The sequence below is a fragment of the Psychromicrobium ferritrahens genome (assembly GCF_043789415.1).
Lineage (GTDB): Bacteria > Actinomycetota > Actinomycetes > Actinomycetales > Micrococcaceae > Renibacterium.
Map to the genome: position 1 here is coordinate 310,242 of NZ_JBDLLW010000002.1, position 19,828 is coordinate 330,069.

21 protein-coding genes and 1 pseudogene are annotated in these 19,828 nt (G+C 59.5%); 12 read left to right on the forward strand and 10 right to left on the reverse strand.

The window, feature by feature from the left end:
- The first annotated feature begins 42 nt into the window (after positions 1-42).
- Positions 43-906, forward strand: a complete 864-nt coding sequence (locus tag ABDK06_RS11100; protein WP_394941085.1) for a ParA family protein — start codon at positions 43-45, stop codon at positions 904-906.
- A 207-nt stretch (positions 907-1,113) separates the two neighbouring features.
- Here ABDK06_RS11100 and ABDK06_RS11105 read toward each other — a convergent pair whose 3' ends face one another.
- The 5 genes from ABDK06_RS11105 to gcvH form a co-directional block, all read right to left on the reverse strand.
- Positions 1,114-1,707 (reverse strand): MerR family transcriptional regulator, encoded by a 594-nt coding sequence (locus ABDK06_RS11105; protein WP_394941086.1) that lies wholly within the window; start codon positions 1,705-1,707, stop codon positions 1,114-1,116.
- A gap of 243 nt (positions 1,708-1,950) precedes the next feature.
- The gene (locus ABDK06_RS11110) at positions 1,951-2,436 is read right to left on the reverse strand and encodes a bifunctional nuclease family protein (protein WP_394941087.1); all 486 of its coding nucleotides are present in this window, start codon (positions 2,434-2,436) and stop codon (positions 1,951-1,953) included.
- Between the two features lie 51 nt (positions 2,437-2,487).
- A complete protein-coding gene (ftsR, locus tag ABDK06_RS11115; protein WP_394941088.1) occupies positions 2,488-3,240 on the reverse strand; it encodes a transcriptional regulator FtsR in 753 nt (250 codons plus the stop codon).
- Positions 3,241-3,249: 9 nt separating this feature from the next.
- Complete coding sequence (locus ABDK06_RS11120; protein WP_394941322.1) at positions 3,250-3,714, reverse strand: FHA domain-containing protein; 465 nt, start codon at positions 3,712-3,714, stop codon at positions 3,250-3,252.
- Positions 3,715-3,797: 83 nt separating this feature from the next.
- Positions 3,798-4,184, reverse strand: a complete 387-nt coding sequence (gene gcvH / locus ABDK06_RS11125) for a glycine cleavage system protein GcvH (RefSeq protein ID WP_394941089.1) — start codon at positions 4,182-4,184, stop codon at positions 3,798-3,800.
- A gap of 124 nt (positions 4,185-4,308) precedes the next feature.
- On the opposite strand from gcvH, the gene ABDK06_RS11130 reads away from it, so the two are divergent.
- Positions 4,309-4,800, forward strand: a complete 492-nt coding sequence (locus tag ABDK06_RS11130; protein ID WP_394941090.1) for an SRPBCC domain-containing protein — start codon at positions 4,309-4,311, stop codon at positions 4,798-4,800.
- A gap of 120 nt (positions 4,801-4,920) precedes the next feature.
- Here the strand turns inward: ABDK06_RS11130 and ABDK06_RS11135 are convergent, their stop codons facing one another.
- The gene (locus ABDK06_RS11135) at positions 4,921-5,574 is read right to left on the reverse strand and encodes a transglycosylase family protein (RefSeq protein ID WP_394941091.1); all 654 of its coding nucleotides are present in this window, start codon (positions 5,572-5,574) and stop codon (positions 4,921-4,923) included.
- A gap of 541 nt (positions 5,575-6,115) precedes the next feature.
- On the opposite strand from ABDK06_RS11135, the gene ABDK06_RS11140 reads away from it, so the two are divergent.
- Positions 6,116-6,310, forward strand: coding sequence for a hypothetical protein (locus tag ABDK06_RS11140; protein WP_394941092.1), 195 nt, complete (start codon positions 6,116-6,118; stop codon positions 6,308-6,310).
- A 418-nt stretch (positions 6,311-6,728) separates the two neighbouring features.
- Here the strand turns inward: ABDK06_RS11140 and ABDK06_RS11145 are convergent, their stop codons facing one another.
- Positions 6,729-7,547 carry a putative protein N(5)-glutamine methyltransferase gene (locus ABDK06_RS11145; RefSeq protein ID WP_394941093.1) on the reverse strand — a complete coding sequence of 273 codons (819 nt, stop codon included), beginning with the start codon at positions 7,545-7,547 and terminating at the stop codon, positions 6,729-6,731.
- 160 nt (positions 7,548-7,707) lie between these two features.
- On the opposite strand from ABDK06_RS11145, the gene ABDK06_RS11150 reads away from it, so the two are divergent.
- The 4 genes from ABDK06_RS11150 (at position 7,708) to ABDK06_RS11165 (ending at position 11,729) form a co-directional block, all read left to right on the forward strand.
- On the forward strand, positions 7,708-8,466 hold the full coding sequence (locus ABDK06_RS11150; RefSeq protein WP_394941094.1) for a DUF2071 domain-containing protein: 759 nt from the start codon (positions 7,708-7,710) through the stop codon (positions 8,464-8,466).
- 18 nt (positions 8,467-8,484) lie between these two features.
- Positions 8,485-10,101 (forward strand): beta-N-acetylhexosaminidase, encoded by a 1,617-nt coding sequence (locus ABDK06_RS11155; protein WP_394941095.1) that lies wholly within the window; start codon positions 8,485-8,487, stop codon positions 10,099-10,101.
- Positions 10,102-10,217: 116 nt separating this feature from the next.
- Positions 10,218-10,958 (forward strand): DUF1361 domain-containing protein, encoded by a 741-nt coding sequence (locus ABDK06_RS11160; protein WP_394941096.1) that lies wholly within the window; start codon positions 10,218-10,220, stop codon positions 10,956-10,958.
- Between the two features lie 48 nt (positions 10,959-11,006).
- The gene (locus tag ABDK06_RS11165; RefSeq protein WP_394941097.1) at positions 11,007-11,729 is read left to right on the forward strand and encodes a transporter substrate-binding domain-containing protein; all 723 of its coding nucleotides are present in this window, start codon (positions 11,007-11,009) and stop codon (positions 11,727-11,729) included.
- Between the two features lie 18 nt (positions 11,730-11,747).
- On the opposite strand, the gene ABDK06_RS11170 is transcribed toward ABDK06_RS11165, so the two are convergent.
- The gene (locus ABDK06_RS11170) at positions 11,748-12,155 is read right to left on the reverse strand and encodes a VOC family protein (protein ID WP_394941098.1); all 408 of its coding nucleotides are present in this window, start codon (positions 12,153-12,155) and stop codon (positions 11,748-11,750) included.
- 223 nt (positions 12,156-12,378) lie between these two features.
- Here ABDK06_RS11170 and ABDK06_RS11175 point away from each other — a divergent pair, with 223 nt between their 5' ends.
- The gene (locus tag ABDK06_RS11175) at positions 12,379-13,500 is read left to right on the forward strand and encodes a DUF4236 domain-containing protein (RefSeq protein ID WP_394941099.1); all 1,122 of its coding nucleotides are present in this window, start codon (positions 12,379-12,381) and stop codon (positions 13,498-13,500) included.
- Positions 13,501-13,787: 287 nt separating this feature from the next.
- Positions 13,788-14,147 (forward strand): annotated as a pseudogene (locus tag ABDK06_RS11180) (saccharopine dehydrogenase NADP-binding domain-containing protein); the annotation flags it as partial.
- A 132-nt stretch (positions 14,148-14,279) separates the two neighbouring features.
- Here ABDK06_RS11180 and ABDK06_RS11185 read toward each other — a convergent pair.
- Positions 14,280-14,786 (reverse strand): DoxX family membrane protein, encoded by a 507-nt coding sequence (locus ABDK06_RS11185; protein WP_394941100.1) that lies wholly within the window; start codon positions 14,784-14,786, stop codon positions 14,280-14,282.
- Positions 14,786-15,235 carry a DM13 domain-containing protein gene (locus ABDK06_RS11190; RefSeq protein WP_394941101.1) on the reverse strand — a complete coding sequence of 150 codons (450 nt, stop codon included), beginning with the start codon at positions 15,233-15,235 and terminating at the stop codon, positions 14,786-14,788. Before ABDK06_RS11190 ends, ABDK06_RS11185 begins: the two co-directional genes overlap by 1 nt.
- A 156-nt stretch (positions 15,236-15,391) precedes the next feature.
- On the opposite strand from ABDK06_RS11190, the gene ABDK06_RS11195 reads away from it, so the two are divergent.
- The 3 genes from ABDK06_RS11195 (at position 15,392) to ABDK06_RS11205 (ending at position 19,821) form a co-directional block, all read left to right on the forward strand.
- Positions 15,392-16,096 carry a response regulator transcription factor gene (locus ABDK06_RS11195; protein WP_394941102.1) on the forward strand — a complete coding sequence of 235 codons (705 nt, stop codon included), beginning with the start codon at positions 15,392-15,394 and terminating at the stop codon, positions 16,094-16,096.
- A complete protein-coding gene (locus ABDK06_RS11200; protein WP_394941103.1) occupies positions 16,090-17,274 on the forward strand; it encodes a sensor histidine kinase in 1,185 nt (394 codons plus the stop codon). The genes ABDK06_RS11195 and ABDK06_RS11200 overlap by 7 nt, the downstream gene beginning before the upstream one ends.
- A gap of 204 nt (positions 17,275-17,478) precedes the next feature.
- Entirely contained in the window at positions 17,479-19,821 is a 2,343-nt protein-coding gene (locus tag ABDK06_RS11205) for a DUF4832 domain-containing protein (protein WP_394941104.1), read from the forward strand.
- The last annotated feature ends 7 nt before the right edge of the window (positions 19,822-19,828 follow it).

Below are 19,828 nucleotides of genomic sequence, written 5' to 3' on the forward strand. Positions count from 1 at the left end.
AGTGTCCTCGGGCACGCAATGCGCAGTGTGAAGTTGATTTCGATGACAGGATCTCGTGTGCAGGTAGTCAGTATTAGCTCTCTCAAGGGCGGCGTGGGCAAGACCTCGGTGACCCTTGGGCTGGCCTCGGCGGCGCTCGCCGCGGAGATTCCGACCCTGGTGATCGATCTTGACCCGCACGCGGATGCCACCACCGGTTTGAGCGTCAATGCCAGCGGACAGCAGGACGTCGGCCAGATGCTGCGTTATCCGCGCAAGGCTGATCTGGCATCACAGGTGGTGCCCAGTGGCTGGATCGAACAATTCTCGGCCGCCCGCAAAGGTACGCAGCCAGCAATTTTAGATGTCGCCGCGGGCTCAGCTTATTCAGGGATCTACGACCGCCCGGATCTGAGCCGTCGCGATCTACGCCGGCTCTCCGCCGTCTTAGCGGGGCTGGAACGCCAAGAACGGACCATCAGCAGCAAACCGCGCTATGAATTGGTGTTGATCGACTGCCCGCCATCGCTCAACGGCCTGACCCGGATTGCCTGGACGGCTTCCAGCAGGGTTCTGCTAGTGGCCGAACCGGGTCTCTTCTCGGTGGCCGGAACCGAACGCACGCTGCGCGCCATTGAATTGTTCCGTCACGAATTCGCTCCCGGGCTATCAGCTGCGGGGATCGTAGCGAACCGGGTCCGTCCGGCCTCAGCGGAGCACACCTACCGGCTCAACGAGATGTCCACCATGTTCGGTTCGCTGCTGTTGAGTCCCACTATCGCCGAGCAATCAAATTGGCAGCAGATTCAGGGGGCGGCCCGGGCGATCCATCACTGGCCCGGTGATGCGGCTAAGACTGCGGCAGCATCCTTCGACGAATTACTGAAGAAGGTCCTCGACGGCGGGCAGCACCGCAGACGCGGTTGATCAGTTATTTAAAGCGAGAAGAAACCCCATCCGCGATAGGCCCCACGTCCTCCCAACGCTCATTCTTCGCGTCGGGGCCCTCGGACTCATGGGCCCAGATTTCGCGATCGTCCAGATAACCCTTCCGGCTATCGCAAGGTCGGTGAGCCATCCCGAGTCCGGGGGTGATCTGATGGACTCCCCGATGTCGTGAGTCTTCGGCGGGGACTAGGAGATCTTCCGGGCCGCTCTGCGTTTACTCAGTTCATCATCTGGGAAGGACTGATCTTCTGCATGCTCGCTGGGGAGATCTGAGAGGCTTCCTTCGACCTCGCGCCAGACCTTGCCGACGGCGATGCCAAAAACACCCTGACCACCTTGCACGAGGTCAATGACCTCATCGGCGGAGGTGCATTCATACACCGAGGCGCCATCGCTCATCAGAGTGATCTGAGCCAAATCGTCAACACCGCGCTCACGTAGGTGATCCACTGCGGCCCGGATCTGCTGAAGAGATACCCCGGTATCCAAAAGGCGCTTCACTACTTTGAGCACCAGAATGTCACGGAACCCATAGAGTCTCTGAGAGCCGGAGCCAGCGGCGCCGCGAACAGTGGGAGCCACCAGTCCGGTCCGAGCCCAGTAATCGAGCTGGCGGTAGGTGATCCCCGCCGCTTTGCAAGCGGTGGGACCGCGATAACCTGCATCTTCATCCAGAACAGGTAAATCCTCGGTGAAAAGTAGCCCCTGAGCACCGGCCGGTATGACCGCACTGGGGTTGACGGCTTCTTTCAGCTCGCCAGCCTCGCCTTTCGGACTCATCGGACCCTCCATTGTTAAAGCTCGCTCAAAGCTCCCGGGGAAGGCATATCCGGGTCTCGTCGCTACTGTGATGAAAGCTCATCGGTGTAACTTCTCACTCCAGTGTGACGAAACATCTGCGGACATGCAATGGGAACTGTCTTATTCGACGTTAGAACCGCAAAAGTGATTGGTCAAAGACCTGCGGAAAATTCTTCTGGCGTGTCGAAAGTTTAAGGTTCAGCTTGAAGCTGAGATTTTGGCTCAATTGGCGAAATCTTCAGGATCCACGCCGTCTAGAAAGGCGCGGAATCGCTGAACTTCCTGCTCGGCGTCCTGCGGAGCTTCTTCGTCGTCATCGCTGATCACGACGCCGGCTTCTTCCATCACTTCCTCATTGCACCAGATACGGCATTCTGCCCGCAGGGCCAGGGCGAGTGCATCTGAAGCCCTGGAATCGATCGAGGTGCCGTCGTCCAGCACCAGTTTGGCGAAGAAGACCGCGTCCTCGACCGAGGAGATCATGACGTGAGAGATGCTACGACCCAGTGCGGCGATCACCTCGCAGAGCAAATCGTGAGTCAGCGGGCGAGGCGGTTTGAGACCCTGCTGCGCAATCGCGATGGCGGAAGCCTCAGGCGTGCCTATCCAAATCGGCAGATGTCTATCGCTGCCGAGTTCTTTGAGCAGCACTAAAGGCTGGCTAGAGGGCATTTCGATCCGCACGCCCAGCAATTCCATTTCAATCATTGAGCGCTTCAACCGTTGTTTCACTCGCTGTGCGGCTTTTCACCGGACGCCTCAGCTGTCCATCCTGGCAATATGCCCTTGCACCAGGGCGGAATGCAGCGAGAGACATAAATCGCTGATCTCCCTGGCTGCTTCCGCCGCGCGAGCTTGAGAAGCAGCATCCCGACGAGAGACGAGCGGCGAGACCGCACGTTCCACGAGGCCGAATTCTCGCTCAGCAGCCGCTTGGAACGGCCTCAGATGGCGAGGCTCCAAACCGTGAGCCGCCAGGGCGGCGCAGGCCTTGGCCACTCGCAGGGCATGGTCGTCGAAATAGCCGTCGAGGCCTTCGATCAAGCCATAGCTGATCAAAGCGTTGACCAATTCTTTGCTGGCACCGGATTCGCTGCGCAACTGATCGACGGTCAGCTTTCGGGCACGACCAGTCAGTTCAGCAGCCAATTCCTGATTGACCATCCGCGGAGCGATCGAGGCGCTCACGCCGGGCGGCACATTCTCCGGACCCCCTCCCCGGTCGATCGCCTCGAGATAGTCACGAATGACCTTCAAGGGCAAATAATGATCGCGTTGCAGCGCGAGCACGAAGCGCAGTCGCTCAATATGGGATTCGGTGAACTGCCGGTAGCCCGCGGGAGTCCGTTGCGGGGTGACCAGGCCTTTCTCCTCGTAGAAGCGAATTTTCGACGCCGTCACCGAGGGAAAGTCTTCACTCAGCTGAGCCAAGACCTCACCGATATTGAAGATCACCGGGCGGGAAGTGACCCCGCGGTGACTACTGAAGTTCCTTGCGCCTTGCACACTCATCGGCACTTCCTAAGCGGCTGGGCTGGCGTAATAGGTCAAGCGGAATTTACCGATTTGCACCTCATTGCCGCTGCGCAACAAGAGGGAGTCGACTCGATCTCCATTGACATATGTTCCATTCAGGCTCCCCGCGTCGACCACGCGGAAACCCTTCTCCTCACGTCGGAATTCCACGTGCCTGCGCGAAACCGTGACGTCATCCAAAAAGACATCCGCATCGGGGTGCCGACCGGCGAGAGTGACCTCGGAGTCCAGGAGGAAACGAGCACCCTGATTGGGCCCGGCATGAGCGATTAACAGCGCGGAGCCGGAGGGCAGGGCCTCAACCGCGGAGAGCTCCTCGGAACTGAGATTCACCGGGATGGTCTGCTCAGCGGCCGCCGAGGGGAAATGTATCGACGTGGTCTCCGAGGCGTTGGGCGTTCGCCCCTCTTCCGGCGTCGCGTTCACGGCGTCGTCCTCATTGCCAACCATGTCGCTTGTCTCCATTCAATTGATCTGCTTCGTTCAGCTGCTCTGTGCATTTAGGAACCCGCCAAGCTGCAGCGGGTATTCGACTAGCCTACCTGTTGTTCGTACTCCGCCGCACTGAGCAAAGTCTCATGAGCCGAAGTATCGGCCAATTTAATCTCCACGAGCCAGCCTTCGCCATAAGGATCCGAATTGATCAAGGCCGGGTCGTCGTCAAGAGCTTCATTGCGGGAGACCACTTCACCGCTCAAGGGGGCGTAGATATCACTGACGCTCTTCGTTGATTCCACCTCACCGATGACGTCATTGGCGGTCACTGAGCTACCGGATTCCGGAACCTGCACATACACCACATCGCCGAGCGCATCTTGGGCGAAATCAGTGATGCCCACCCGGACCACGCCGTCTTGATCGGGTTGGGAAACCCACTCATGTTCGGCGGTATACGAAAAATCTGCGGGGATATTGCTCATCGGAGGCCTTTCTGAGTCTTTTCGGTGTCATCATGGTGCTTCACCCAGTCAACAGTGAGCGTGCCAATCAGGCAAGTAGCGAAACAGAGAATTCATCGCAAGGTGCAAACAAAGGAGTATGCAGATGACAGCGAAGCTCAGCGGAAGAGTCGAGGCTGAAGGTGGAGCCGATTGGCTGGTCCTGGAACGTCGGCTGCCGGGCGACCAGCGGAGGAGCTGGCAGGCGCTGACCGAGTCAACTCTGTTGGACCGGTTCATCGGGCGCTGGGAGGGTGATCCGAGCAGTGGAGAGGTGAGCTTCTTCATGACGGCGGAAGGGTCAACCGAAGCTTCGAGTTACCGCATTATCGAGTGCACTGCGCCGGGCAAACTGGTCGTTGAATCGGATTTCATGGGCTCCGTCTGGCACCTGGCGCTCACCCTGGATGAATCAGCTGATGGCAGCTTGCTGCGGTTCGCACAGCGGCTTGGGGAAGGCATTGAACTCGCCGAGATCGGGCCGGGCTGGGAGTACTACTTAGATCGTCTGCTCGCGGTGGAATCCGGTGGGACAGTTGATTCCATCCGCTGGGATGACTACTACCCCTCCCCCGGGTATCAGGCTTTGAAAGGCTGATTTCAGCGGAAACAGCCCGGATCTCACATTGCCGCAAGAATCGGCTCAAACCGGCTGCGGCGGATGAAAAGCTTTGCTCTTCATCCGCCGCGGACCTCAATGCTGAACTTTCGAGATGGCTCAGGCCGGAAGGTCGAGAACCTGTCCGGGGAAGATCAAATTGACGTCGGAGACCTTTGAGGCGTTGGCATCAGCCAACTTCTCCCAACCTCCGGAGATCTTGAGCGCCTCAGCAATCTTGCTCAGAGTGTCTCCCGCTTTGACCGTGTAGGTTTCGCCGGAGAGCTTCACGGTCCCCAGATGGCTGGGAGCCGCCGGAACGGCAGGCTGCTGAGTCATGGCTTGTTGACCGTATTGCTGAGTCTGCACCTGCGGTACGGACTGAACAGCCGACTGCGGGACACTAGCCTTCTGCGGGGCGGCCCCAGCGGTGCCGCTCAGGCCGAGCTTGGCCGAACAGGCTGGCCAGGCACCCCATCCTTGGCTGTGAACTACACGTTCTGCGACGGCGATCTGCTGTTCGCGGCTGGCGCTCTGAGCGCTTCCGGTTCCGCCGTTGGCAGCCCAGGTGCTCTGGGTGAACTGCAGTCCGCCTGAGTAGCCGTTGCCGGTATTGATGGCCCAGTTGCCGCCGGACTCGCACTGTGCCAGCGCGTCCCAGGTGGCGCCGTCGGCGGCTTGCGCCGAGGTGGAGCTGAGCGCCAGGCCGGCCCCCGCGATGGCGGCGATAGCTAAGACTCGGCCGGTGGTTCGGGTGATTTTGGTGTTCATCATGTATTTAACTTCGGCTGCCCGCAAGAATCCTCCACAGTAATGGCGAATCCTGCGCCGCCCACCGCTCCTCATCGGTGGTTTTTTGAGGCTGTCCCCTCGGCGGCATGGGCGGAGAACAGCTAGTTTGGCCGGGCACTGCCCGAAGCCATCCAGCGAGACTACGCAGAACTTTCCAAGATCACAAATTGATAACGGCCTGCCAAAGGTGCCCGGTCAGATCCCTGTGAAACCACGACGCCGAGATTCCGCGGTGAAGCGCGCCAGGCTATGAACTCACTAAGGATCTGCTATCCGACGACTTCGGTCCGGTCCTAGACCCCCCGAATCACCAGCCACCAACTCTCTCGAATGTCTTATTTCGCCCTCTCGAAGAAATTTTTTCTTTCACCTCTATACGCAAAACCCGGCCACTCACAAGGTTTCCAATCATTCACAGCAATTCACAAGTTTCTCTCTTCCGCTGAAGTTCCTGCACTGGCTCTGTTTCTCGCCGAGCTCCCGAGTGAACTCCCTCTCCCCCCATCGGTTCTTAAAGGAAAATATGACATTCAGAAAATCCACTTCCCGAGCGACGATCTCAGCAGTTACCGCTTGCTGCCTGATCCTGGGGTTAGGATCAGCGACAGCCCTGGCCGATGTAGGTTTCAAGGAGAAGAAGACTTCCGTCCAGGAGACCGCCGAAGGGCAGGACCTGAACGCACCTGCCTGGGATGGCGTGACGCCACAGCAGCCATAGACCCTTTCGGAATGCTGCCTGCACTTCAGAGAAAACGTCGGGCCCTTGCTGCTGAGTGCCATTCAAAGCTCCGGACGATGTCCAACCGCCTCCCCTGCGAACGCTGGTTCGTGCGGTGGTGTCGGAGTATAACGATGCCGTGAAGCACCTCGAGTTCCCGGAGACAGTTATCCTGGAACCGAGCGACCTGAGCATGCTCACTCTGAACACTATTTTTCTTCCCTCACCCGAAGAGGCCTGATGGAGCTAGTAACGATGGATGACGGCTGCCGGCTGGCAGTGCGTTGGCGAGAGGACCTTGACGCCACAGTGGAAGCAATTCTGACTGCCAGTTAAGGCCGATGGCCCGCTCAATTGAATGGACAGCCGGGTTGGACGGACAGCCGGGTTGAATGGACAGCTCAGTTGAATGGACAGCTCAGGCCGCAAAAGTCCCGTGCACTACTGTGGCACCGGATTCCTGGCAACTGGCAACCCGCGTGCTGAGTCCGTTGGCGGCGAAGATCTCAGCGGTCAGCGCGGCCTGGGGCAGGCTCGTCTCAATCAGCATCCGCCCGCCGGGCCTCAGCCAGCGCCGTATCTCAGCGGCTATCCGGCGCTGCAAGCGGAGCCCGTCCTGACCGCCGTCGAGCGCAGCCGGAGCTTCGTAGAGTCGCGCCTCCGGAGGCATCAAGGCGATTTCAGCGGTCGGAACATATGGTGCATTGACCATGAGGACGTCGATCTCGCCGAGCAGCCTAGTGGGCAGGGCCGCAAAGAGATCTCCCTGAAACACCTGCGCGCCCGGGGCGTATTGTGCAAGGTTCTGCCGGGCGCAGTTCACCGCTGCGGAGTCAAGATCAGTGGCATACAGTTCCACGTCCTCGCGCACCGCAGCGATGGCGGCAGCTATTGCACCACTGCCACAGCACAGGTCCAGTACCACCGGCGCGCTGTCCAGTGATCTATCAGCCAAGCCCTGACTGGATGACAATAATTCGAGTGCCTGCCGAACTAAGAATTCGGTGCGCCGTCGAGGCACGAAGACGCCGGGAGCAACTGAGATCCGCAGCCCGCAGAATTCAGCCCAGCCGAGCAGGTACTCCAGTGGAAACCCGCCGACCCTCCGTTGCACCAACTCTGCCAGCTCAGTTCCCGTGGCCACTGCCTCAATCAGCAGCGCAGCCTCTTCTTCGGCAAAGACGCACCCGGCAGCACGCAACCTGGCTACGATTGAAGCAAAATCAGCATCGCTCACCGGCTCAGGCTACCTCCGGGCCGGAGCGAGACCAACTCCCCCGATGAATCGTTGGATAGGGCTCTGTTGAACCGCCGAGTGCCGCGCCGGAGATGTTCAAAAATGCGGGGCGGAATAGTGTTCGCTGGGAAGCATGAGCCTGACCCTAAGAAAACTCTCGTTGAACGCAACTATCGAACGTCGTCTGCTGATCAATTACCGCATGGACCCCGAGCTAGCGCAGCGCATGGTGCCGGATCCCTTTCGAGTGCAATTGGTGGAGGGTAGCGCGGTGGCTGGCATCTGCCTGATCCGACTCGGCCAGCTGCGTCCAGCTGCCTGGCCGTTTAGCCGGGAAAGCGATGTCGCAGGCCTTGCTCGGTGGGGATGGCGGGCCGAAAATGCGGCGCACCGAATCGCCGTGGAATGGCCCGGCAATTCCGGCCTGGAGCGCGGGGTTTTCATCCCGTTGCGGCACAGTTCTTCCTGGTTACCCGTGCTCGTCGGTGGCCGGCTGTTCCCCGCGGTGCATCGCAAGGCTAGCTTCACGGTGCGTGAGACGGCGGATGAAACAAGGTCTCATGTCGCCGTCTCGATGAGTTCAGCGCAGGCGCGTTTGAGCGCTCAAGTCACCGCTTCCGGTTCAGTTCCCTGGCGCAGCAAGCTTTTCAACGATCTGACGGCGGCCTCGAATTTCTATCAGCGAGCTGCGGTGGCCTGGTCCCCCGCCTCGGATGGCCGCAGCGTCGAAGGAGTCAGGTTGCAGACCGGGCAATGGAAAGTTGAAGCAGCTGAGCTGCAAAGCCTGAGTTCCTCCTTCTTCGAGAGCCTGCCTGCTTCCGCTATCGCCCTCGATCAGGCGCTGCTAATGCGTAACATTTCAAGCCATTGGAGGTCCTGCGGAACTTTGCCGACCGGAAAGGTTCCGGCGCTGCAATGAAACCGGTAGCTTGGGAAGATGCCAAGCTTGCTCCCCCGCCCTAAGACCTTTTTGCCTCGAAGCGGTTATTTCAGGCTCGGTCCAGACACCACTGTCTCAGCCCCCGAAGAGCTGTTCAATGAAGTCGCCTGGTTGCAATCTGCGCTCCGTCCGGCCACAGGTTTTCCGCTACCCGAACGGGATGCCGGCACGATCCGCCTAACGGTTTCCGAGGAACTCGGCCCGGAGGCTTTTCACTTGGACATCACCCCGGAGCGAATAGAACTGGCCGGGGGTGATGCGGCGGGAGTTTTCTACGGTTGCGTCGCATTACTGCAGCTCTTGCCTGCAGCGGTCTATCGCAAGTCGCTGGTTCCAGAGGCTGATTGGTCGATAGCTGCCTGTCTGGTGGAAGACGCCCCGCGCTTCGGCTGGCGCGGCGCCATGCTGGACACCGCTCGGCACTTCCAGCCCAAGCACGATGTGCTGCGCTTCATCGATCTGATGGCTATGCACCGACTCAACGTGCTGCACTTCCACCTCACCGAGGATCAGGGCTGGCGGATCGAGATCCTGCGCTACCCCAGACTCACCGAAGTCGGCGCCTGGCGCCGCGAAACCCAGCTGGGCGCGGGTGAGGACGCTCCTTCGGATGGCCGACCGCACGGCGGTTTCTACACCCAAGACGATATTCGGGAGATCGTCCGCTACGCCCAGCAACGGCATATCACCGTGGTGCCGGAGATCGAATCACCCGGCCATGTTCAGGCAGCGCTGGCCGCTTATCCTGAACTCGGTGTGAGCGGCCAGCAGCTACCCGTTTTCACCCGCTGGGGCGTCAACCCCAATGTGCTCAATGTCGAGGATTCCACGGTTGAGTTCTTCAAAAACGTGCTTGACGAGGTGATTGAGCTTTTTCCCTCGCCCTTCATCGGCATCGGCGGAGATGAATGCCCCAAGGAGCAATGGCTCGCCGATCCGCACACCCGAGAGCGGATGGCTGAACTCGGCGTCGAGGACGGCGAAGGCCTGCAGGCCTGGTTCATCGGGCGACTCGCCGAGCATGTGACAGCCCGGGGACGACGGATTTTCGGCTGGGACGAAATCCTCGAAGGCGAGGTTCCGAAGACGGCGCTTGTCGCCTCCTGGCGTGGCATGACCGGCGCGGTCACTGCGGCGAAGCGCGGCCATGATGTGATTTCCTGCCCCGACGATGTGGTGTACCTGGACTACCGGCAATCCGAGTTGGCCGAGGAACCGATCCCGGTGGCGATTGCGGTCACGGTGGAGGACGCTTATTCCTTCGAACCGGTGCCAGCTGAGCTCACCGCGCAGGAGGCGCAGCATGTGCTGGGCGGTCAGGCCAATATCTGGACCGAGTACATGGACTCGCCCCGCACCATCGACTACTTCGCCTTCCCGAGGTTGTCCGCCATCGCCGAAGCCTTGTGGAGCCCCGTGGAACGGGATTTCAGCGAATTCGAACCTCGCTTAGCCGATCATCTGGCCCGGCTGGATGCCGTGGGAGTGGAGTATCGGCACGCCGCCGGACCTCTGCCCTGGCAGCAGCGTCCGGGAATACCCGGCCGGCCTTCGAGCCGAGCAGGGCGTGACGCTTTTATCGAGCAGCTGGTGGCCAATATCGCTCAGCCCTGAAACCCCGGGCCACTGAGCTAGGGCTATAGTGGAAGGCCTGAGCGGGCACCCGAGAAAAGGCGACCGCTCACTGCATATCGATCCCAGCTAGAGTCAAGCTGAGTAGGAGGAATCATTTGGGGTTCTCAGCACTCATCTTCTCCACCATCGGGCTCAACGTCTATGCCTTGATCCTGGTACTGATTCGCGCTGTGCTCTACAAACAGCCGGTGTACCGACCTATGCTGTGGAACATCTGGCTCTCCGTACTTCCGGTCTTCGTGCTGATCTTCTCTGCACTGGCTGCGATCATCACGGTCGCGCTGACCCATGACCTTGGGACGACGGGCAAGGTGGTCAGTGCGATAGTGATCATTTGCGGGGTTTTGGCCTGGCTTCTGCTGCTGCCTAATTCGGCGTACCTGATCACTGAGCTCAACCTGAACCACCGGGTGGAAAACGACACCACTCCGCTGTGGTACGACATCGTCAGTGTGCTCACCCTGGCCATGTCGGGCGTGGTGAACATGATCGCCAATTTGTTCCTCGTCACTTTGCTCTTCGTGGCCCTCGTCTTCAACGACTTCTCCGGGCTCTATACACCGCTGACCGCGGTATTCGTCGGTGCACTCATCGTGTTAGTCAGTTTCGGGGTGTATCTGGGCAGATATCTGCGCTTCAACAGCTGGGACATCAAGCATCCGTTGGGCATGCTGCGAAAGGCCATCGCGCACTTCCGGCAGCCCGGGACAGCAGGGAACACCGTGGTCTTCGTCCTCACTCATTCGGTGTTTTTCGGCCTGATGTACGGTTGCATCGCGATGCCGGTGCTGCAGCTGCTGGACTACAGCCATTCGCTTCTCTCGCAATTACGCTGAGGAGCATCTGTAACTCGGAGGCTGCCCCGGCCTGCCTAGAATGACGCTATGAGCCTCAGCCCTACGACCGTGCTCCCAGACCTGGCAGCCACTGGAAGTCTGCATGCCTCGATCAATCTCGGCAATCCGGTGCTCGCTCAGGGAACACCCGAAGCCCCGGCCGGCGTCACCGTGGATATCACCGAGGAGCTCGGCAGACGACTGGGCGTCCCGGTGGAACTGCACTGCTTCGACGCCGCCCGGAAGTCCTTTGAGGCGCTCGCCTCAGGAGAAACCAGCCTGGCGTTCCTGGCCATCGAACCCGCGCGGGAGGCTGAAATCGCTTTCAGCCCGCCTTATCTGGTAATCGAAGGAGTGTATCTGGTCCCGGCGAGTTCTCCGCTCGATGCCCCGGGCGACGTCGATCGCGAGGGCTTCCGAATCGGTGTGAAGGAAGGCTCCGCCTACGATCTTTTCCTTTCCCGCACTCTGCAGCACGCCACCGTGGTGAGAGGGACGGACGGCGTTTCGGTCTTCCATCAGGCAGGTTTGGAGGTTGCCGCAGGAATTCGCCAGCCGGTAGTTGAGTTCGCCACCAGACACCCTGAGTACCGGGTGATTGAGGAGCGATTTATGCAAATCAGGCAGGCGGTAGGGATCTCCCGGCACGCCGCAGCAGAGACAGTTCGCTTCCTCGCTGATTTTGTTGAGGAACTGAAAACGAGCGGATTCATTGCGGAATCGCTGCGGCGCAGCGGGCAGGATGCAGACTTGGCAGCGAACGGTGTTTGAACTCCGCGGAGGAGGCGCTCAATCCGCCTGGTCTACCGACTGCTCAGCGACGATCTCGGCCTTGAATCCCGCACTGTTCTCCAGCCACCCCGCATAGTGCAACTCTCCCCCAGCGTAGGGGTAGCGCTCGTGGTACAGCGGTCTCCAGCCGTGTCCGGGAGCCTCCGCCATCACAGCGTCGACGTCGTCCCGGGAACCGCCGTGGAAAGCCAGGTGGTTCATCCCGGGCTGTCGCCGATCGTGATCTGGCTGAGAGAGGTTCGGCGAAGTCGTCAAGGTCAGATACGCTCCCGCAGCTTCCCAGGACTGGCCTCCTGGCCACTCCGGCTCCGCACTGAAGCCCAACCGAATCAGCAGCCAGCCCCACTCCTGGCGGGCCTCGTCAATATCGGCAACCCAAATCTCCACGTGGTGAATCCCCGGCATGCCCCCAACGTTAGCACCGGCTTTCCTACCGTCGCTGCGCTTCACGGCGAGTTCAGGATCATAGATCTGCGCAATATGAATAAGTTAAGAAGACAAATCCTGTGACTTTAGATAAAGACCCGGGGTGTTAAAACCGTCATGTCAACAAGCGAAACTCGATAGGTTTTCAACAGGCGCCCCATAGGAGATGATAAGAGCCACAAACGAAGAGAAAGAATCTATAATGGCCCGTCGACGCATCAGCTTTAAGGTAGCCCCAGGGATCCGGATTAGCGCATCCAGTCGCGGGCTTCGGACAAGTATCGGGAACAACTCCGGTCGAGTTTCTTTCGGCGCCGGGGCCACCTACACCTCGGCGAAAGTGGGAGGTATTCGGATATCTCAGTATCATTCGAGCAGTGGCAAGGTCACTCGTGGTGGGAATTCGCGCGCAAGTATCGCCCAGCTTGAAAAGGCCCAGAGGGCAGCGACGCTCGAAGCGCAGATCAACAAACTTGCTGCTATTGAACACGGACTAGTTACCCTGCATTTTGAGGAGTTCCCTAGTGCAGCACCCCATCAGGTAACTCCTCCGCTACTCACCGATGCAGAGTTGCTGTCACGGCAATGGCAAAATACAGCAGCTAAGAAGATCAGTTTCTTTAAACGTAGCGCTCGTAAGACTGCCCGCTTCGAAGCAGATCAAGCTGCTCGAATTGAAGCACATCGCGTGGACACCGCGAATCAACAGGAGTACGAGCGCCAACTAGCAGCAGCAAATCATCAATGGCAACTTCTGCTGGCACACGAACCTCAAACCGTAGTCTCTGTGCTTGATCAAGCCTTCTCAGACAATTCTTCCGAGGCTACTTGCATTGATGCGGGTGTTGAAGAAAACAAACGCTATGCGACCGTTGTAGTTATCTTTGGCCCAGCTTCAGTCATTCCAGAACGTACCCCATCAACGACACCTAGCGGTAAAGCGACCACAAGGAAGCGAACTAAAACTGAGCGCAATGCCCTCTATGTGAAAGCCCTTGGCTCTACAGTCCTCGTCACGGTCAAAGAAGCTTTCGCCGTGGCTCCTTCCCTGGACGAAGTCCGAATGCTCGTTCTACGGCGAGACATCGAAGCTTCCACACCTGAAAACTATCTCAGTGTGATTTATAGCGCTGTATTTGATCGAATCAGCACTAATGCCCAGCCATGGCGACGACTTGATCCTGGTGAGCAGTTGGTCTCTGCCTCAGAGGCTAAATTCCAACGCAAGGGGACTGCTGGCGATGTAGTTGCTATTCCAGTAGATGAACCAGAGCTCGCTCAGCTCATACAGACCTTCCTGGAAGCACTCCGAAACCAGTCATAACCTTCCTCAGGTATCTCGTTTAGATCTAGGGCAACAAGATACCGTCACAAGCTGAACCACGCTGTTACTAACAGTCTCATTCAGCCCTCCTACTGAGAGTTCGTGGTTTAGCCTCAGATTCGCGGGGGTATGACAAGCGATTGCGAGACTTACCCATGGGCTCGCGGGCAGACAGCTGGCTGGCCCGCTCCGATTTTCAGCTCAGCAACAACAGTTACTGACATTGAGTCTTAGAGGGATGTCATCAAATGTCATCAGGGATGAAGTCACCTACAGAACGAGGCGCTATGACAAGGGAAATCTGGATTCTGGGCGCAACCGGGCGCGTCGGAACAGCGGTGGCGACAAGCCTGCACGAACGGGGGCAGCGCCTCGTGCTCACGGGTCGTTCGGCTGAGCGCCTCACCGCTCTCGCCGCTGGGCTGGGTAGCGATGTCCGCTGCGTCGTCGGGGACTTGGAGGCAGTGCTGCGAGAGCTCTCGAACAGCACTGCTGGCGTCGTGGTCAACACTGTTGGGCCGTTCAGCCACACGGCTTCACAGGTGATCGCCGCCTCCCCCGCGGGTGCTCACTATGTCGATGTCTCAAACGAATACGCCTCCCTCCAGCAGGTGCTCAACCTCGGACCGGTAGCCGAAAAAGCCGGAGGAACCCTGGTGGCCGGTGCCGGCTTGGGCGTGCTGGCCACCGAAAGCGCGCTGCTTCGCGTCTGCGCCACCCGCCCGATTCCGCAACGCGTGCGCGTCGATATGATCCCATCAGAACCACGGCCGCTGAGATCACAGCCAGCGGCGGATCGGCTGCCGCCCCCAAACCGAGGCTGGACGCCGTCGTCGAACGGCTCTTTCGACCAGGGTACTGAGCGAGAGTCGCGAGGCGGCCATCGGCCACAGGACGATCAGCACACCGAGCAGCACCATGATCGGGTACTGTCCGATCAACTGATCCGCCAGCCAATAGCTCATCAGGGTGAACACACTCGCTAAGGCTGCCGGCAGGGTGAATACTCCGAGAATGAGCAGCACACCAAGAGCCGTCTCAATGAGCGGCATGGCAAAGCCGAAGAAATCGGGAAATCCCTGCAAAGCCGACCCGGTGAATGCCTTGAAGAAATCCGGCACCCTGGCATTGGAAGCGGCACTCTCGGCCACCAGCAGAATGTCTGCGGCACCGAAGTGCGCTCGATATTTCAGCAGCCCCTCATTGAGCCAGAGGATGCCGAGCGCAACCCTCGCCGCTCCCGTCAAAACGGGGGCGGCGAGGGTGAGGACCTGGCGGGAGGTCATCATGACAAGCTGGCGGCGCCAAAGACGGCTTTGGCCTTATCGCAATGGATGACCACCGTGGTGTAAGAACCTGCGTCGATGCCACTCACCGTGAAATTCTGCGACGCTTTATCGAAGGCGACCGAGGAGATCTCCTTCCCAGCGGTCACCGCCGCTTCATCGCTGCCATTGGTCAGATAGACGTGCAGGTCCGGGCCCTCGTCAGAGGAGAACCCGGTGAGAGTGATCTCGCTGCCCGTTACTTTGACGGTACCGGAGACCTTCTTGCCATTGAGTCCGTTGAACATGCCCATCCGGTCAGCGGCCTGCGGCTGAGCCGAGGAGGAGCTCTGCGAGGTAGTGGTAGTTGGGCCTTGGCTGGAGGCTTGATTGCTCGTTCCGCCGCCGCAAGCGCTCAGGGTGAGGGCTGCGGCGAACACTGCGGCACCGGTAATTGCTATCTTTCGCATCTGAATTCCTTCTCTGGAGGTGTGGTTCAGTCGAGTGCATGAGCTGCCTTCGACGTCGCTAAACGTAACAGCGGACAGCTGCCCGAAAACCAGAGATTTCAAGACCGTAAGAACTTTTCCGGCAACGGCGGGAGGCACCGGGGCTATTCTGAAAACATGGTGAAGAGCGCTCAGGTGATGATCGTGGAAGACGATCAGACCGTGCTCCGAGTGGTCTCCGACTATCTGCGAGCGCGGGGCTACACGGTGACGCAGTTCTCGGATGGACTGAGCGCGCAACAGGCGCTCCGCACCGAACTACCAGAGGTCCTCTTGCTCGACCGGATGTTACCGGGAGTCAGCGGAGACGAACTGTGCCGCCAGGTACGGGCGGAGTCACCGCAGTTGCCGATCATTATGCTCACCGCCTTGGACGCCGTGGAAGAGCGGATCGACGGGCTGGAGCACGGCGCCGACGACTACATCGCCAAGCCCTTCGCATTGCGTGAACTGCAGCTGCGGATCGAGGCGATGCTGCGTCGTAGCCGCACCGCCCATCTCTCCTCAGCTCCCTTCACGGTCGGGCCTTTCCGGGTGGACCCTGCGCATCGCCGGATCTGGCTGGAGCAGCAGGAGATCTCGCTGACCACCCGGGAGTATGAGCTGTTCCTGTTCCTGTTGCAGAACCCGGACCGCACACTCAGCCGGGACGATATTCTGCGCGAGGTCTGGGGCTGGAGTTTCGGCGAAGCCTCTACTGTCACCGTGCACGTCCGGCGATTGCGCGAGAAGATCGAATCCGAACCGCGGTTCCCTCGTTTTCTGCTCACTGAGTGGGGCGAGGGGTACCGGTTCACGGTCAGTGAGGAGGCGAGATGTTGAGCGCTGCTGACCTGTTGCTGATCGTCGGGACGGCGGCCGGCTGCACTGCGGTGGTCGCGCTCTTGACCTTCCTGATACTGCGGCTGAACCGCCGAGGAGCTATTTTCTCCCAGTTCGCCATCGTGGTGATCGCCGCGATCCTCTCCATCATCTGCTCAACGGTGGCCATCGCCGCTGAGATGTACCTCTCTCAGCACGATCTGCAGGTCCTGCTGTGGGTTATCGGTATCTCCGCGGTGATGAGCCTGATCGCTGCCCTGCTCACCGCCCGGCCAGCCCGCAATGCGGTGATCGCACTACGGGAATCGGCTAAGCGAATCGGCCAAGGCGAAGTGATCGACGCCGATTCAGCGAGCTGGAAAGAGTTCGCCGAGGTCTCGACTCAGCTGGCCGAAGCATCCGAACGTCTGGCGGCAGCGCGTGGCGAGCTCGAGCAACTCGATGCCTCCCGCCGCCAGTTTTTCGCTTGGATCTCGCACGATCTGCGGACCCCGCTCACCGGGGTGAGCGCGCTCGCCGAGGCACTCGAAGAGGGCATCGTGGAAGATCCTCTCGAGTATATCCGGCAGATTCGGGCCCGGACCGAGACCATGAGTCGGCTGGTTGATGATTTATTCGAGCTCTCGAAGCTGCACAGTGGGACCTTGCAATTGCGCCGTGAAGAGGTGGAATTGCTCGACGTCGTCTCCGATGCGGTCTCCGATGTGCAGGGACTGGCGGTCTCCCGGAATATCCGGATCACCCAGTCCGGAGTGGCTGGGCATATGCTCTGGGCGGATCCACACGAGCTGACGCGAGTGATCGTCAATCTGCTGACGAACAGCATCAAGTACGCTCCGGAGGGATCTGAAGTCTTGGTCTCAGCTCAGGCTCAGAACGACGATCGGCTCACCCTGAGCGTGCTCGACCAGGGTCATGGCGTAGCGAGCGAGGACCTCGGCCGGATGTTCGAGGTGGGCTGGCGCGCGAGTGCTTCGCGCACCCCTGATTCCCAGGGGCCACAGCGTACGACGCCGGGGCCGGAGCCGTCCGCCGTTCAGCAGCCCGGATCTTCGGGGGCAGGGCTGGGCTTAGCCATCGTGCGTGGAATCGTGGAGGCTCACGGCGGTGATGTGCAAGCCGAACATGCGGTGCCAGGCTTTCGGCTGACGGTGATTCTGCCGCGCACCGTCGGCTGACTGGAGTTCTTTCAGCCGAGGCTGCCGCTGGCTGTGTGGGCGCCGGGCTTCCCCGAGCCAACCGCGGTCAGCCGAAAGATCCGCGGCTTTTTCCGTCGGTCGTTCCTGTTATGCTTCCACCAAATGTACGAATCACCGGATGGATCATCACCGAGAACTATCGCGGTGGGCATCCGGTGATCTGGAGGATTGGGGAAAACTCTGATGGTCTCTCGTCTGAGATTGAAGTCGGCCAAGTACACATACGGCCTGATCAGAAAAATTTCAGCTTCCGCTGTTCTGACAGCGCTGTTCAGTGCCGCTTTGGTGAGCCCGGCGTTCGTCACCACCGCCAGTGCCGCCACTCAGACCGTGACGCCTACCGAACAGACCGGAGTGCTGCTCAATCCAGGCAAAGGCTGGGTCGTCTACGGCGATCCTTCGAACCAGACGGCCGAGACGATGGCTCGGGCTTCGGTGGCTTATAAGCGCTTCGTCTGGGGCGATTTCGAGCCGACCTCGGGCGTCTATAACTGGACGGCCCTGACAAACTACATCGATGAATGGGCTGCGAAAGGTAAGAAAATAGCCTTCGGGATCATGGCCGAAGACAGCTGCTCAGTGGGCAGCTATCTCACCCCGAAATGGGTTTTCGACGCCGGAGCAGCCTCCACGGTTGGCAACGTCACGAGCTGCGATGGAAAGAACACAGTGTCTCAGCGGCACACCCCGGTCTGGAACGATCCGATTTTCCTGGCGAGCTATCAGGCTATGTTGAAAGCCCTGGCTGCGAAGTTCGATAACAATCCGGCGATTGCCTTCATCGATGTACGGTCCTATGGGGACTGGGGTGAAGGGCACCTCGGAAATCTCAAGAATTCGATGAAAATCTCCGATGCAGATCTGCGGAGCAAGCACCTGCAGATGTTCCTGGACTCCTTCAACAAAATCCCGGTGATCACGCCCTGGGGAACCGAGGATTACAACGCCAGCTACGACTGGGCGGTGAATAACGGCATAGGTATCCGGCGGGACGGCATGATGGGCGGGCCGAACGACGGCGGCTCAGACGGCTCCGAGGTGACCCGCGCCTACGGAAAATCCCTCGGCGTCTACGAGTTCATCCACAGCTACCACGAACTGAAATCGCACTGGAGCGACTCTCAGTTCAACGACGAAGTGGCCCTCGGCAAACCCAGCTATGTGGGAATGGGGCAGTGGGACGGTGACGCCCAGGAGTTCCTGACGGACAAGCAGAGCCAGATCGACCAGTGGCAGAACAAGATCGGCTACCACTTCGTGCTGAGTTCGGCGAGCTTGCCCAATAACATCTCCACCGGAACCAGCTACCCGGTGTCACTGAGTTGGAACAATAAGGGCGTCGATTACTCCTACGAACCGATGCGCACCGCCTTCGCCCTCTTGGACCCCACCAGCAACGAAGTGAAGGCCCAGTACTTCCCGGAGACCGGAACCAACCCCGGCAGGCTGGCACCAGGAGTGACTAACGAGACCACCAATCTGATGTTCAACAACGTCGCACCCGGGAACTACAAGCTGGCCATCGGGATCTTCAACTCGAATGAGCTGTTCAGCAAGCTGGGCACTCCTGGCGATATCAATAGCACGACCGCCCATCCGGCTTACAACCTGGCGATCACCGGCAAAACTCCGAACGGCTGGTATCCGCTGCTCAACTCAGTGGCGGTTGGCGGTACCGGCAGCTACAGCACCCCCTCCCCTATCTATGAGACGGAATTCGCTCCGGCTAGCTTCAGCGAGGGAAAGCACGACCTCAAAGTGCGCGACAACTCGCTCAGCTCGGGTATGGGAGATCGTTTCAACGCCACCGCGGTCGGTCAGCAGATCAGCTACACGATCGATGTGCCGCAAAGCGGAACCTACGATCTGCGGGCGGCGGCGAAGCTGAACAACAGCAGTGGCGTTTTCCAAGCGAAGCTGGATGATCAGAACCTCGGGTCACCGCAGGATCTTTACTCTTCGGCTGAGACCGCGGGGGAATCATTTCTCGGCCGGGTCAGCCTGAGCTCGGGCAGGCATAAGGTGCAGTTCGTCTCGACCGGGAAGAACATCTCGAGTTCGGGCTATGCGCTCACCACCGATTTCATCCGCCTCGTTTCAACGGCAAACCTTTTGACTAACCCTGGCTTTGAGAACGGTTTGACGAGCTGGTACACCAGTGGCACAGCCCCGGGAACAGCTGTCAGCGACGGAAACACCCACTCAGGGAGCGTGTCCCTGAAAGCCAGTGCGAGTACCCCTTTCACCACATGGGTGGAAAATTCGGTGACCGCCCCGAAGACCGGAAGTTACACCGCCAAGGTCTGGCACCAGGGAGTGGGCAGTTGGAATTCTGCTGTTCTACAGGCCTATCGAGGGTCGACTCTGCTGACGCAGACAGATCTGAAACCCACTACGAATTGGTCGAACACCGTGCTCAGCAGCATCAACGTCAGTTCAGGGGACACCGTCAAACTAGCGATCTGGATCGACGGTGCAGCCGGGAGTCGGATCTACCTCGACGATTTCGAGCTGATAGCGAATTGAACCTCGT

What these genes read in the sequence shown, in the direction of transcription:
- ABDK06_RS11195 (WP_394941102.1), top strand. Translation starts at nt 15,392, where the DNA reads ATGGTGAAGAGCGCTCAGGTGATGATCGTGGAAGACGATCAGACCGTG.
- ABDK06_RS11175 (WP_394941099.1), top strand. Translation starts at nt 12,379, where the DNA reads ATGGCCCGTCGACGCATCAGCTTTAAGGTAGCCCCAGGGATCCGGATT.
- ABDK06_RS11205 (WP_394941104.1), top strand. Translation starts at nt 17,479, where the DNA reads ATGGTCTCTCGTCTGAGATTGAAGTCGGCCAAGTACACATACGGCCTG.
- ABDK06_RS11120 (WP_394941322.1), bottom strand. Translation starts at nt 3,714, where the DNA reads ATGGTTGGCAATGAGGACGACGCCGTGAACGCGACGCCGGAAGAGGGG.
- ABDK06_RS11105 (WP_394941086.1), bottom strand. Translation starts at nt 1,707, where the DNA reads ATGAGTCCGAAAGGCGAGGCTGGCGAGCTGAAAGAAGCCGTCAACCCC.
- gcvH (WP_394941089.1), bottom strand. Translation starts at nt 4,184, where the DNA reads ATGAGCAATATCCCCGCAGATTTTTCGTATACCGCCGAACATGAGTGG.
- ABDK06_RS11190 (WP_394941101.1), bottom strand. Translation starts at nt 15,235, where the DNA reads ATGCGAAAGATAGCAATTACCGGTGCCGCAGTGTTCGCCGCAGCCCTC.
- ABDK06_RS11170 (WP_394941098.1), bottom strand. Translation starts at nt 12,155, where the DNA reads ATGCCGGGGATTCACCACGTGGAGATTTGGGTTGCCGATATTGACGAG.
- ABDK06_RS11165 (WP_394941097.1), top strand. Translation starts at nt 11,007, where the DNA reads ATGAGCCTCAGCCCTACGACCGTGCTCCCAGACCTGGCAGCCACTGGA.
- ABDK06_RS11130 (WP_394941090.1), top strand. Translation starts at nt 4,309, where the DNA reads ATGACAGCGAAGCTCAGCGGAAGAGTCGAGGCTGAAGGTGGAGCCGAT.
- ABDK06_RS11185 (WP_394941100.1), bottom strand. Translation starts at nt 14,786, where the DNA reads ATGACCTCCCGCCAGGTCCTCACCCTCGCCGCCCCCGTTTTGACGGGA.
- ABDK06_RS11200 (WP_394941103.1), top strand. Translation starts at nt 16,090, where the DNA reads ATGTTGAGCGCTGCTGACCTGTTGCTGATCGTCGGGACGGCGGCCGGC.
- ABDK06_RS11110 (WP_394941087.1), bottom strand. Translation starts at nt 2,436, where the DNA reads ATGATTGAAATGGAATTGCTGGGCGTGCGGATCGAAATGCCCTCTAGC.
- ABDK06_RS11100 (WP_394941085.1), top strand. Translation starts at nt 43, where the DNA reads ATGACAGGATCTCGTGTGCAGGTAGTCAGTATTAGCTCTCTCAAGGGC.
- ftsR (WP_394941088.1), bottom strand. Translation starts at nt 3,240, where the DNA reads ATGAGTGTGCAAGGCGCAAGGAACTTCAGTAGTCACCGCGGGGTCACT.
- ABDK06_RS11140 (WP_394941092.1), top strand. Translation starts at nt 6,116, where the DNA reads ATGACATTCAGAAAATCCACTTCCCGAGCGACGATCTCAGCAGTTACC.
- ABDK06_RS11155 (WP_394941095.1), top strand. Translation starts at nt 8,485, where the DNA reads ATGCCAAGCTTGCTCCCCCGCCCTAAGACCTTTTTGCCTCGAAGCGGT.
- ABDK06_RS11135 (WP_394941091.1), bottom strand. Translation starts at nt 5,574, where the DNA reads ATGATGAACACCAAAATCACCCGAACCACCGGCCGAGTCTTAGCTATC.